The sequence below is a fragment of the Streptomyces sp. NPDC051105 genome (genome assembly GCF_040682795.1).
Classification (GTDB): domain Bacteria; phylum Actinomycetota; class Actinomycetes; order Streptomycetales; family Streptomycetaceae; genus Streptomyces.
In genome coordinates this window covers 587,484-600,185 of record NZ_JBFBBR010000003.1, presented here as the reverse complement: position 1 = coordinate 600,185, position 12,702 = coordinate 587,484, and the positions used below count along the sequence as shown (strand labels likewise).

The following is a 12,702-nucleotide window of genomic DNA, read 5'->3' as shown; positions in this document are numbered from 1 at the left end:
TACGACCACGACTACTGCGGGGTGGTCACCGTGACGTGCTCCCCGCTGCCCAGGTGCAGCATGCCCCGGCCGGGCTGGATCGGGCCGCCGACCATCGCGCGGGTCGTCCGGATGCCGATCAGCTCGCCGGAGCCGGACTCCTGCGGGGAGAGCAGGATGCCCCGGCGGGCCTTCTTGGCGTCGACCTGCCAGCCGGAGAAGCCGTCGCAGATCTCGTCCTCGTCACCGGCGATGACCACGGCGAGGCCCTCCTCTACGCCGCTCTCGACGATCCGCTTGAAGACGTCCTCGGCGTCGCAGTCGTCCAGCACCTCGGCGTCGTCGACCAGGACCACGATCGGCTCGGCAGGCGACGCCGACGCGATGACCTCCGTCAGCTCGTCCTCGTCGATGTCCCGCCCGGTGAAGACCTTCAACACGCCTTCCTGGCCTTCGAGGTCACGCAACGGGGACATCCGGGGCGCGGCGACGACGATCCGTACACCGTTGGCGAGGTAGGAACGGGCGAAGCCCAACAGGGTCGTGGAACGCCCGGACTTGGCGGGACCGCCGATCACGAAAGCGGGCACGCCCTGCGCCAGGTCCGGCCCGAAGGCCGTGAGTTCGTCGCCGCCGACACCCACCAGGGCCCACAGCGGTGCGGCCGCCACCGCCGGATCCCGCATCGCCCAGGCGTCCTCGAAGGAGATCCGGCTGGGCAGCACGTCCACCCGGAACGGGCGCCGGGAGCGCGGCACCTGGGCGTCCCGGGCCGCCGCCGCCTCGCCGATCGCGACGATCGCGGCGGCCTGCCCCTGACCGGAGGTGTCCGCGGACAGCAGCGCGAACTGCGTCTCGGCGGCCGTCTCGCTGCGGAAGGCACGACCGGGCGGGATCTCCTCGGGAACCTTGCGGGAGTTGATGTCCAGCATCGAGAAGTCGGCGCGGTCCGCGAGCCGCAGACCGTACTTGTCCTCGGTGAGGGAGGAGATCCGCCCGGCCAGGATCTGCCGGTCACCGGTGAGGACGAGATGGATACCGACGCTCGCGCCCTCTCGCATCATCACCATGATCTGGTCGGTGAGATCACCGTGGTTCAGCTCGCCGAGGGTGGGCAGCCAGCCCTCCCAGCGGTCCAGAAGCAGCACGATGTGCGGCAGCCGCTCCGCCTCCGGCACGGCGGCCCGCTGCTCGCCGATGTCCGCGAACCCCTTATCGGCCAGCAACTCCTGACGACGGCTCAGCTCGCCGGAGAGCCGGGACATCAGCCGCTCGACGCGCTCGGTCTGGTTACGGCCGACGACCGCACCGCAGTGCGGCAGCCGGGTCACCGCGTTGAGCGCGCCGTTGCCGCAGTCGATGCCGTACAGGTGCACGTCCGCACAGGAGTTGGTGCGGGCCAGCGAACCGGCGATGGTACGCAGCACCTGCGAGCGTCCGGTGCGCGGGGCACCGGCGATGATCAGATGCCCGAAGCTGGCGAAGTCGACGGCGACCGCACGGCGGGCCTGGTCGGCGGGCAGGTCCTCGACACCGTAGGGGGCGGCGGGCAGCGCGCCCTGCGCCGGTACGGCCGGCACGTCGTCGAGCAGCAGCATGTCGTCCAGGGCGGGCAGCCACGGCGAGTGCTGGGCCGGGATCGCGAGCGCGGTGTTGGCCTCGCGCACGGCGTCCACCAGCACCTTCAGGTCCGTGATCTCGTCGTCCTCCTTGGCCTCGGACTTGGGCTTGCGCAGCGCGGCCCGCCCGAGGTCCTGCCAGGACAGCGCCCCGGCCCAGGGCGCGAGGGTCGCGGGGTCGGCCGCCCCGGGGCGCCGGCCACCGACCCGGCCCGACTGGAAGGGGATCAGCGAGGCATGCCCGAGCCGGACGTACGCCCGTCCCGGCGTGCTCTTCGCGATGTGCCCGGCGTCGGGCGCGTCGATGACGTCCGTCGACTCACCGGCGTCGGTCACGCGCAGCGCGATCCGCAGGTTGGTGTTGGCGCGGATCTCCGGAGAGACCACACCGGAGGGCCGCTGGGTGGCCAGCAGCAGATGGATCCCGAGCGACCGGCCACGCTGGGCGATGTTGACCAGTCCCGCGACGAAGTCGGGCAGGTCCCGCACCATGGACGCGAACTCGTCGATGACGATGAGGAGCCGGGGCACCGGCGGCCGGGACGGATCCCTTCTCACCAGATCCTGGTAGTCCTCGATGTCCTTGGCGTCGGCGGCGGCGAGGATGTGCTCGCGGCGCTTCAGCTCGGCGCCCAGCGACTCCAGCGCGCGCTCCACGAGGTGGGCGTCGAGGTCGGTCACCATGCCGACGGTGTGCGGGAGTTTGACGCAGTCCTTGAACGCCGAGCCACCCTTGTAGTCGACGAGCACGAAGGTCATGTTCTCCGGCGTGTTCGCCACCGCCAGCGCGGCCACGATGGTCTGCAGCAGCTCGGACTTGCCGGAACCGGTGGTACCGGCGATGAGCCCGTGCGGCCCGTCGCGCCGCAGGTCGATGCCGAACGGGCCGTCGTACGACTCCCCGATGACCGCCATCGTCGACTGCCCGCCCATCCGCCACCGCGCGGCGATCGCGTCCCGGGTGGGCGGCTCCAGCTGGAGCACGTCGAGCAGCCGGCTGGCGGCGGGCAGCGCCGAGTCCTCCGACTCCCCGCTGATGTCACGCAGCGGCGACAGGGAGCGGGCGAGCCGGGCGCACCAGGCGGGGGAGACGAAGTCGGGCCGTACGTCGCGCTTGCGCAGCGCCCCGCTCTGCTCGACCCGCAGCCGCAACTCCAGGTCCTGCGGGGACTGTTCCGCACCCTGCTGGTCGTGCTGGGCCTGTGGATGCCAGGCCTGGAAGGAGGGGAAGCCGCCGGTGGCCTGCTGCGCCACGGCCGTCGCGGGGGCGTTCTTGGCCGCCGGCGGCTCGGCGACGACGACGCCCTGGCACTCGCCCGGCAGGAACCGCTCCTCCTCGTCGAGACAGATGGAGCGCAGGGCCACCCCCGGCCCTTCCTTCAGCAGCCGCACCACACCCGGCATGGACCGCAGCCGCCGGGACCCGTCCCACACGATCACGATGTCCGGATCGGAGAAGGCGGGCCCGTCGACCTTGCTGCGGCCGCCCTGCTGGAGGGCCTTCTGCCGGCCGTCGAGGAGCTGGGTCAGCTCGCCGACGCGGGCGGCGACGGTCTCGGAGTCGGTGCCGATGAGGACGTTCACGTCCTGGCCGCCGCCGGGACGGGAGTGCGGCAGCCAGCGCACCCAGTCCCAGCGGGCACCGGCGTCGTTGTCGGTGAGGACGTAGAACTGCACGTCCATCGGGCTGTGCAGGACGGCGGTCTGGGCGACCGCCCAACGCCCCAGCGCATGCGCCGCGTCACCGGGCCCGGCCACGCCGATGACCCCGAGGTCGCGCAGCGACAGGGCGACCGGGGCGTCCTCGATGTACCAGCGGACCTTGCGCTTGTGCTCGTCCTGCTCGGGGTCGTCGAGTTCCACCTCGGAGGGGACGCGCCCGGTGCCGAAGCGGATCAGCAGATGGTCGGCGTCGGTGCGGCGCCGCTCCCAGAGCCGGGTGCGTGGTCCGGTGCCGAACGTCAGCACGGCGGCGGGGTCGGGCACGGCGGCCCGGCGGTCGCTGCGTTCGGTCTTCAGGGCGTCCTGGGCGTCGTTCTCGATGCGGCCCTTGTGCTCCTTGTACTCCTTCAGCTGCTTGGCATGGGACTTGCGCCCGTGCTTCTTGTCCATGAAGTAGTTGCCGAAGAGCATGATCGGGCTCATCACGGCCATGATCAGGTAGTACCAGCGGTGGAACATGAACACCGAGACCACGGCACCGACGAGCGGCAGCACCGCCATCAGCCAGGGCAGCGGACGGGCCTCGTAGTCGCCGGGCGGGTTCGGGAGCGAGAAGTGCGTCTGGTGCTCGGCGGGGCGCAGCCGCGGGGGCCGGTTGTAGTCGAGCCCGGCCCCGTCGTCGGACCACTTGAGGGCGGCGTTGGGCGGCGCATACCCGGTGATCTCCAGCAGGGAGTTGCCGACGGCGAGCTGGGAGCCGAGCGGCCAGTCGCCCTCGCCCTCGAACTCCTCCCCGTCCAGCCGGGCGCCGTCGCCGTGTGTCCGTACTTTGCAGGTGCCGTCGATGGCGATGGTGAGGGTGGCGGCCCGGGCGGGCAACTCCGGGTCCTCGACGCGGATGTGGGAGGCGGGGCCGGTACCGATGTCGTACCGCCCGACACCGAGGCGGTGCACGGCGCCGGCGGCGGGACCGCCCGCGACCCGGAACTCGACGATGCCGGTGGGCTCGCCGAGCACACACCCGGCGGGGTCGTGCAGGCTGACGACCACGCCGTCGCGCAGCGGCGAGCCGACGACGGTGGCGGCGGGGTCGAGGGCGTAGCCGTCGACGTAGGCGAGGGGACCGGCCGTCTGGACGGCCGCCGCACCCCTGGGGGCGCCGATGGGTATGACCTGGGCGACCTCGCCGTGGTCCGGGTAGCCCAGACCGACCTGCCGGGCCAGCTCCCGGGCCACGTCACCGACCGTCGACTCGGGATCGGCGTCGAGCACGACGTCGGCGGTGGCACCGCCGACCGGGTCGACGACGGTCAGACTCAGGCGCACGTTCGTCCTCCTCGCAGGCCCGGTGCATTCGGTGTGACCTTAGCCGGACGGGCTTTCACGGGCGCAACGGGATTGCGCCGGTTCACGATTCCCTCGCACGAGGCCCCTGCGGCCACGGGCCTCCCACCCGTAGGATCTTTGCTCATGGGACGGCCGGGTCAGGACCGGCCGATCCATCGGAGCAAGCCACGGGGGCGAGCCCTGGGGCGGCCACAACACAACGGGAGGGATGCCGACATGGGCAAGGGCAAAGACACGGACCTTACTTATGCCGAGATGGAGAAGGTCGCCGGCGACCTGATCAAGGACATGCACGAGCTCGAGGACAAGATCAAGAACATCGAGAAGCGTGTCTCGGCACTGGTGGAGGAGGGCTTCACCACCCAGAAGGCCTCGGGGGCGTACGACGACTCCATGAAGGACTTCACGAAGGGCGCGACGAAGACGATCCAGGGCCTGCACGGGCTCTCGGACTTCCTGAAGAAGGCCAAGGAAGCGTACGAGCAGCTGGACGACCAGCTGGCTAAGCAGGCCAAGGGTTAGTAAAGTCCGAGGTCTTTGAACGACTGGGTGCGACGGAGTGCGTCAAGTGCTCCGTCGCACCCGGCTGTCAGGCTTCGGTGGTCTGGGTCCCGCCCGGCTGCGGACGACGCATCAGGTAGGTGTGCAGCTCGCTGCGCCACTCCTCGGTCGTGAGGGTGAGCCACGAACCGTCCTTGAAGCGCAGGAGCAGCCGGTCGTTCTCGAACGCGGGGAGGGGGTCGGCGAGGGTGGCGTCCCCGGCCGGAATCTCGGCGACTACCTGCATGAGTGCGTCCCGGCGGATGGACACGCGGGTGGGCGGAGCGGCCAGCAGAATGCGGTCCCCGGCGAGGGCGACCAGGCGTTGGTGGTGGGAGGAATGGCTGTACCACTGCAGGAGGAAGCGGCCGGCGGCCCCGTTCCAGTCGCCGTCGAAGGTCTTGTCGAGACCGAGTTCGACGATGGCCTCATCCCGCCGCTTCTCGTCGAGTTTCGCGGCGCGGTGGCGCTCCTGTTCCCCTGTGGTCGACAGCATGCGCTTGAGGGCCTCCTCACCGGCGCCGAGGAGACTCAGCAGCTTGCCGATGAACAGCAGGGGCGATCCCAGAGCGACGCCGAGCATGCCGAGCGGTCGTATGGAGGCAGGACGCAACGGCCCGGATCCTGCTGCCCTGTGTGCTTCGGCGGGCGGCTCGGGGATCTTGCCGATCGTGCACCAGGCTGCTGCGTCGGGCGATACGCCGAGTCGGTCCCGTACGGTGCGGTCGGTGCTCGTGGACAAATCCGTTCCACCTTCCAAGTCGTTTGCCGAAGGAAGTCTCGCGGCAGTGTCTCATGTCCATGATGGGGGATTTTTTCAATGGCGGACAGAATCAGGTACGACCTCGACATGATCAAGGGGTGCTCTCGGACGCTGGGCAAGCTCCACAATGAGTTTGATCAGCATGGGAACCCTGCCGACGGTTACGAGGACGAACTGGGGCATGGTGGCCTGAAAGACGCCTTCGACGAGTTCAGTACCACGTGGAAGAAGACGCGGAAGACACTGTCGAAGGAACTGAAGAAGCTGGCCGAGTACACCGGAGCCGCGGCCCAGAAGTACGAAGAGATCGACCACGAGTTGGCCAAGGCAATTGCCGATAACACGGGGAAGGGCAAGAAGTGAGCAGGCGATCCGGTGACTGGCCGCCGCTGTGGGACGAGGATCCCACTCCGGGGGATCCTGACGAAGTCGCCGCCCTCGGGCGGAAGCTGCGGCAGATGGCCGACATGATCGATGAACAGGCGCGGGTCATCAAGGCGCTGTCCTCGGTGGAGGGCTGGGACAGTGATGCCGGCCGAGCTTTCAACGAGATCGCGGACGGCGCCGGCGACCGGCTGAAGAAGGCGTTCGAGCGGTACGACGAGGCGTCCAAGGCCGTGGGTACCAAGGTGGCGGAAGGTGAATCAAAGGAATTCGCCGGAGAGTTGCACCGGTCTCAGAAGAAGGCCGACAAGGCCTTGGCGGATTACCGTGAGGCCAAGTCCGATCACGATCTGGCCGACCGGGAAGTGAAGAAGTTCACGGACAAATACCTCGTCAGTCAGATACCCGAGGCGGACAAGCCCGAGTACGAGCGCTGGGAGAGGAAGCGCGATGAGGCGCTGCACCGCATCGGCCAGGCGCGTAAGGAAGTCAAGGACGCCAGGGACATCTTCGACGACGCCGGAGACCGTGCCGCCCGCCGTATCAAGGATGTGGTCCACCACGATGCGGTGCGCGACCCGGGCGGATTCATGAACTGGCTCGCCGACTGGGCGGACACGTTCTCCAACATCTCCGCGATCCTGTCTGTCCTCGCGGTCGTCTGCGCGTTCATCCCGCCGCTCCAGTTCCTGGTGCCCATCTTCGCCACCCTCGCGGTGCTCAGCAGCGCGGCGGCCCTGGCCGGCCACGCCTACGACATGACGGTGCGTGGTGGGAAGGTCAACTGGCTGACGCTGGGAACGGACTTCCTCGGAGTCCTCCCGGGGCTCGGCGCGCTCAAGGGTTTCAAGGCCGTGTCCAAACTCAAGGGCCTGGCCAAGCTCAAAGCCTTCGGCAAGGTCGGCACCTGGGGCGAGGCCTCCCTTCGAGGGCTCGACGGTGTCGGACACAACTTTCTCAACGGCCTCAGCGTGGGCTTGACGAACAAGGTCCTTGCCCAAGGCCTCAAAGCCGGACAGAGGCTCAACATCGCCGGGCTGCCGGAGAAGTTCGCACCCATCGGCGGAAAGCAGATCACCGCGGTCATCAAGGGGAACGGCCTCGCGAGCGCGCTCCACCGGATGTTCAGCGGGGAGAACGGCGGGACCACTGGTTACCAGGAGCCGGAAACGGCCAAGCCGACCCCGACTCCGAGCCCGTCGCCCCAGCCTTCGCCGAAGCCGTTCCACGCGGCCCTCGCCGCGTAGCCGTGGCGGTTTCGAAGACGGTACACACCGCATGAGAGGAGGCGATTCACGTGAGCGACTCGAGCGACCTCGACGAAGGGGAATTCGTCGGCCGCAGGGGCACGGATCCTGTCCGGCTCGTACCCGGTGAGGTGATTGCCGCGGCCCCTGCCGCCAAGGCGCTCGCAGAACGGTCGGGCAGAGAACTCCGCTTCGACTTCCTGGACGACGGAGCGGTCCTTCGTATGCTGCGGCTTCGGCACGAGGACGAGACCGCGATGTTCAACGCGGGGTTCAAGACCGGTGTTCCGTTGGCGATCACCGGCTTCGGCGCCGCGGTGTACTGGGGTGGCGTGGTCCAGTACTGGGAGTCGGACACCGCACGTGTCGTCTTTGCGGCCGTGGCCGCCGGCGTCGTACTGATCCTGCTCGCCGTGTACGTACGCGCCGCCAAGGCCCACTGGGGCAACCCTGTCCGCCAGAACCTCCGTGCCCGGGCGCGGAGATATCGCGAGTTGGCGCATCTTGCGCGCAGGGAGGGGGCGGACATTCCTGCCCACTATCCCTACTACGGGCCGTATCCCTTCGCGGCCACGTTCCACCCTGAAGCGGACGAACCGCAAACCACCGATGGAGAAGGCCTGTCGTGAGCGCCGTAGCAGCTGAAGAGGATGTTCAGGGCTCGATCGGTGGACCCGGCATCGACGTCCGCTGGATCATGCCGGAGGGCTTCTTCGAGATCCCGATGGACTCGGAGAGCCTGGACGAGACCGCCGAGCAACTCGTCGCGCTGGCCGGCGCCGTGATGCCGGAGGCCACCTTCGACGTACAACTGGAGTGGGCGGTCATGGTCGCCGCGCACTACGACTCCTTCGTCGAGGCCGGCATCCAGTACTCCGGCTTCGTCATGACAGAGGTCGACGGGGAGCGCTGCACGGCGACGGTTTCCGTCAGCATGACCGATCTGGACGAGAGGGCCGGCGCGCATCCCGTCGGGTTCCTGGGCTCGACGATGCGTCACCTCGGCATGGGAGAGGTCACCGAGATCGAGCTGCCGTGCGGCCCTGCGGTGTCCTGCATCGGGACCCGGAAGGGGAGTCTGCCCGGCAGTCTGACCGCGTCCGGATCCGACGAGCCGGTGGTGACCTCCTTCATCCAGGTCCAGATACCGCTCAGCAACGGGACGGTCCTGCTTCTGGAGATGGGCACCCCCACACCGCAGGCCTGGGAGGTCTTCTCGGCCATGTTCGCCGGCGTCGTGAAGAGCGTCCGCCTGTTCAACGAGTCGGGCAAGCCGATGGTGATGTCCTGATGACCGCGGAGCCCGACGCCACGGCACCTCCCAGGGACTATCGGCTCCTGGTCCCCCGGGACTGGTTCCGCATCGATCTCACCCAGGACCGCTGGCGTGCCCAGCTGAAGACGTTCGTGGACCACCAGGCCGAGGGCAGGAACGTTCCGGCCGAGCTCAAGCAGGAGGCCTGGGCCACCCTGCGCAACACCGCCGAGGCCGGGGTCAGAACAGGTGCGCTGGAGTTCTTCCTGAGACCGGAACTGGATGGCGGCGGCATCCTGCCCGCCTCGCTCATCGTCTCCTTGATTCCGCGCCCCGGGGGACTGACCCCCCGGGATCTCCAGGAATCGCTCCAGGCGAAGCAGGGGCAGAACGCCTCCGCCGCGGAGATCTCGACCGCGGTCCTTCCCGCAGGGGAGACCGTGCGGGTCCTCAGCCCCACGACTCTGGACCTGTACGTCCGGATGCCCGGTGGCGTCGGCTACCTGGCCCTTGCGTTCGCGGTGCCGCTCAGCGGAGTGACCGGCCCCATGCGCAGACTCTGCGACTCGATCGCGGAGTCGTTGCGGTGGATCGCATGAGGACCACCGCTTTCGGGGTCCTCCTGACCGGACACTCCGACGCGGTCACATGCGTCTGATCAGCGATTGACCGCTTGGATTTCCTGCACGGTGACGTCCTGGGTGGTTCCGAAGGTGCCGTCGGGCAGGTCTCCGCCCGCGCCGCCGGTGCCCGTCCAGGAGATCTTCCAGGTGATCGTCGCCCGAAGCTTGAAGACGCTGTCACCGGAGGAGTGCAGGTACCTGATTCCGCAGGGCGGTGTTTTGTCCGCGTCTCCCTTGGCGTAGGGCTGACCGATGGAGTTGTCGGCGTTGATGGCGCACTGGCCCGAGGCGGGGAAGGTCTCGGCGTCCGTGGTGCCGGGTTCGAGTTTGAGGGAGACGGGCTTCGCGGTGGTCGTGGCCTGGATGCCGAAGCCGGGGACGTTGATGGCCGCGGTGGCCTGGACCTCGTCGAAGACCGCCTTGTCGAGCCAGGCCCAAGTCGGCAGGTTCACCTTGGTGGTGGCCTCGGGCGCGAGGGTCACCTTGGTGTCGGGCAGTTGCATGCGCTGGTACGCGAGGGCGGCGAGGATCTCCGGTTTGATGGCCTCTTCATACTGGGCCGGTGGGGTGTCGCCGTTGTCGACCCAGAAGGGGAGGTCGTTGCAGGAGCTGCGCTTGAGTACGTCGGGTTCGTCGGGATTCTCGACGGCGGCCCAGAACATCCCCTCGCCGTCCTTGTCGACGTTGTAGTCCTTGTAGCCGGGGGTGTCGGTCCAGCCGTACTCGTCCTCGTAGTGACGCTGCATCTCGCCGATCGCCGCGCCCGCGGTGCCGCCCATGCCGGGCGTGTTCTTGGCGCTCTCGATCTGCCCGGACATCTTCTTCTTGAAGTCCTTGGCGCCGAGGTAGGGGGCGTACCAGCAGGGCGGCGGCGTCCAGTTGACGTCGGAGGACGTCACGTTTCCGGTGCCGCCGCTCTTGGTGACGGCGCCGGAGTACTGGATCTTTGCGGCGGCGTAGATGCTGGTGTCGTCGGCGCCGCCCGCTTCCTTGTCGGAACCTGTGGTGTTGCCCGGCAACTCTGCCGAGTGGGCTGGTTCCGCGAGGGCGAGGACACCGAAGGCCAGCGTCAGGGCAGCCGTGCCGGTGGTAAGGGTCGTACGCAGTGACCTGTTCACTGGCACTTCGCCGCCTTCGCCTGGACGTACACCTTCGACGCCTGCCACAGGCCCTCGGCCGTGGGGTACTTGACCATGACGATCCTGAAGTAGTCGTAGTCCCCGATGCCGGGCTCGCTCGTCAGCACCTTCCCGGTCTTGACCTCTTTGGTATAGAACTTGCTGGAGTCCACACAGAAGTCGACCTCCACAGAACTGCCGTTGGAGGCGGACCGGGTGGTGGCGTCGTAGTGCCGGCGGGTGCCGGTGGCCGTCCAGTCGCCGTCGAGCCTGCTGTTGATCTGAGCCTTCGCGTAACGCAGCCCGTCACCCGTGGAGTAGGTGGTCACGGCCGCAGTCTTCGTCGTGCGCTTGTCGATGCCTTGGTAGATGGCACGGACGAAGTTCGCGGCGTCTCCCATCGCCGCCTCCTCGTTCTTGTCCTTCGGCTTGGCCCAGTCGAAGACCAGGTTCATGTCCTTGGGCAGGGAGAGATCCACGCCGTCCGGCTTGTCCTCTGCTGGTGCTCCCGAAGTGGATGCCGAAGGCGTCGGCGTCTTCGTTTCCTGGTCGGCGCCGGCGATCTTGTCGTTGTCGCTGGCTTTGTCGTCCCCACTGCCGCAGGCGGTCAACAGCAGTGCTGCGGTTGCCGCCAGCGCGGCAGCGGCGGGCAAGGTGCGGCGCTTCACAGTGAACTCCCCGTGAGAAAAAAGTCCATTCAAGAGACCCGACGCTATCGGGGAGGTTCTCGGTTTCGCCAGAGCGAACTTCCCTGTGAATGGTGACAATTCCGGGCGGATGGGGTAAGCGGAGGTGTGACCTGTGTCCTGATCTCGCCCGAACGGATGACGACCCGGATGTGTCGGGACGCCGTGCCCGGCCACCGTGAGGCGCGAGTTCCGTTTCGCTATTGCTGTGGCCAGGACGGCTCACCGGGCTGTTTGCATGCCGCAGCTGCCCTGAGGCATCGGCCCAGCGCACGCCCCGATGGGCGACCGATGCCTTCCAGTGGGATGAGTCGAGGCAGTACCGGAGTTGGGGTGTGGCGACAGGGCTGTCAGGTGATTTTTCGCCCTGTCGCCGCCACCGGACCGCCACCGAAAGGTCACCCCATGCCCCTGCTGCGCCTCGGCGTCTCCCTCCAGCCGCGCTGGCCGCTCGACGACGGAGGCAGCGTGCTCCGCGCTGCGCGCCACGCCGAGGACTTAGGTTTCGACCACGTCGCGGTCGGCAACCGTCTCCTGGACAGTGGGTTCGGCCTCGACACTGACCCGCTCGTCCTGCTGGCGGCCGTCGCGGGCGCCACGACGCACCTACGGCTGCTGACGTCCGTACTCGTCGCGCCGTACTACCCGGCGCTGGTGCTCGCCAACCAGGCGGCCACCCTGGATGTCGTTTCCGGCGGCCGCCTGATCCTGGGCGTCGGCACTGGCTGGAACCCGGACGAGTTCAACGCCGTCGGCGTACCGCCCAAGGAGCGCGGCGCGCGCACAGACGACCACCTTGCTGCCGCCAGGGCCCTGTGGACCCGGCGCCCCGCCGACTTCGACGGGCCGTTCACAACGCTGCGCGCCGCGCGCCTGGGAGTTCCTCCGGTCACTCCTGGCGGCCCGCCCGTGTGGGTCGGCGGCAACAGCGACGCCGCCCTGCGCCGCGCGCTGCGGTTCGGCGACGGCTGGTACGGCACCGGCGCCGACCCCGCGATGGTCACGGACGTGCGACGCCGTCTGCATGAACTCGCAACGGACGCAGGGGAGGCCGACCACCTCATCCTCGCCTCGGCCGCGTTCCTCACCCCGCCCGGCATCCCCGCGGCCGTATCGCCACCTGGACGGCCACTCGGCGGCGCCACGCCCACCGCAGCGAGCGTCACCGACGACCTCGGGCGACTCGCTGAGGCAGGACTCACTGCCTGCACCATGTGGCTGCCTGTCACGGCTGAGCACGTCGGGGAGGCGATGGAATGGATCGCAGCCGAGGTCGCCCCACAACTCGCCTGATGGCGTGAACGGAAAGATCGACCGGGGTGCTCAGGTCGCAGCGGCGAGGGGGCGTTCGGCCCAGCGGATACTTTTCTCGCTGCGGATGCGGGCGAACCTATGAGGGCAGGGCACTTCGAGGTGCCTTGCATCTCGGGTAGGCGCACGTCGGGTGTGCCGAGGTCCGCGGCGCCGGTTCGGCGCGTC

At 68.6% G+C, this 12,702-nt stretch carries 11 protein-coding genes; 7 read left to right on the top strand and 4 right to left on the bottom strand.

Annotation, left to right across the window (positions count from 1 at the left end; all coding sequences use genetic code 11):
* Nucleotides 1–11: 11 nt before the first annotated feature.
* Complete coding sequence (locus AB0N16_RS10250; RefSeq protein WP_365794988.1) at nt 12–4,586, bottom strand: FtsK/SpoIIIE domain-containing protein; 4,575 nt, start codon at nt 4,584–4,586, stop codon at nt 12–14.
* Nucleotides 4,587–4,823: 237 nt separating this feature from the next.
* Here AB0N16_RS10250 and AB0N16_RS10245 point away from each other — a divergent pair, with 237 nt between their 5' ends.
* Nucleotides 4,824–5,129 (top strand): WXG100 family type VII secretion target, encoded by a 306-nt coding sequence (locus AB0N16_RS10245; RefSeq protein WP_351317920.1) that lies wholly within the window; start codon nt 4,824–4,826, stop codon nt 5,127–5,129.
* Between the two features lie 67 nt (nt 5,130–5,196).
* On the opposite strand, the gene AB0N16_RS10240 is transcribed toward AB0N16_RS10245, so the two are convergent.
* Nucleotides 5,197–5,889: a hypothetical protein gene (locus AB0N16_RS10240; protein WP_365794986.1), complete on the bottom strand. Its 693-nt coding sequence runs from the start codon at nt 5,887–5,889 to the stop codon at nt 5,197–5,199.
* Nucleotides 5,890–5,967: 78 nt separating this feature from the next.
* Between AB0N16_RS10240 and AB0N16_RS10235 the strand changes: the two genes are divergently transcribed.
* Genes AB0N16_RS10235 through AB0N16_RS10215 form a run of 5 tightly spaced genes read left to right on the top strand, consistent with a single transcriptional unit; the run spans nt 5,968 to nt 9,395 of the window.
* Nucleotides 5,968–6,273 carry a hypothetical protein gene (locus tag AB0N16_RS10235; protein ID WP_365794984.1) on the top strand — a complete coding sequence of 102 codons (306 nt, stop codon included), beginning with the start codon at nt 5,968–5,970 and terminating at the stop codon, nt 6,271–6,273.
* On the top strand, nt 6,270–7,541 hold the full coding sequence (locus tag AB0N16_RS10230) for a putative T7SS-secreted protein (protein ID WP_365794982.1): 1,272 nt from the start codon (nt 6,270–6,272) through the stop codon (nt 7,539–7,541). Before AB0N16_RS10235 ends, AB0N16_RS10230 begins: the two co-directional genes overlap by 4 nt.
* A gap of 50 nt (nt 7,542–7,591) precedes the next feature.
* Nucleotides 7,592–8,170, top strand: a complete 579-nt coding sequence (locus AB0N16_RS10225) for a hypothetical protein (RefSeq protein WP_365794980.1) — start codon at nt 7,592–7,594, stop codon at nt 8,168–8,170.
* Nucleotides 8,167–8,832, top strand: coding sequence for a hypothetical protein (locus AB0N16_RS10220; protein ID WP_365794978.1), 666 nt, complete (start codon nt 8,167–8,169; stop codon nt 8,830–8,832). Before AB0N16_RS10225 ends, AB0N16_RS10220 begins: the two co-directional genes overlap by 4 nt.
* A complete protein-coding gene (locus AB0N16_RS10215) occupies nt 8,832–9,395 on the top strand; it encodes a hypothetical protein (protein ID WP_365794976.1) in 564 nt (187 codons plus the stop codon). The genes AB0N16_RS10220 and AB0N16_RS10215 overlap by 1 nt, the downstream gene beginning before the upstream one ends.
* 59 nt (nt 9,396–9,454) lie before the next feature.
* Here the strand turns inward: AB0N16_RS10215 and AB0N16_RS10210 are convergent, their stop codons facing one another.
* Together AB0N16_RS10210 and AB0N16_RS10205 are read right to left on the bottom strand one after the other, a co-directional pair.
* Entirely contained in the window at nt 9,455–10,543 is a 1,089-nt protein-coding gene (locus AB0N16_RS10210) for a hypothetical protein (RefSeq protein WP_365794974.1), read from the bottom strand.
* Nucleotides 10,534–11,205, bottom strand: a complete 672-nt coding sequence (locus AB0N16_RS10205) for a hypothetical protein (RefSeq protein WP_365794972.1) — start codon at nt 11,203–11,205, stop codon at nt 10,534–10,536. Before AB0N16_RS10205 ends, AB0N16_RS10210 begins: the two co-directional genes overlap by 10 nt.
* A gap of 423 nt (nt 11,206–11,628) precedes the next feature.
* On the opposite strand from AB0N16_RS10205, the gene AB0N16_RS10200 reads away from it, so the two are divergent.
* Nucleotides 11,629–12,516, top strand: a complete 888-nt coding sequence (locus AB0N16_RS10200; protein ID WP_365794970.1) for a TIGR03619 family F420-dependent LLM class oxidoreductase — start codon at nt 11,629–11,631, stop codon at nt 12,514–12,516.
* The last annotated feature ends 186 nt before the right edge of the window (nt 12,517–12,702 follow it).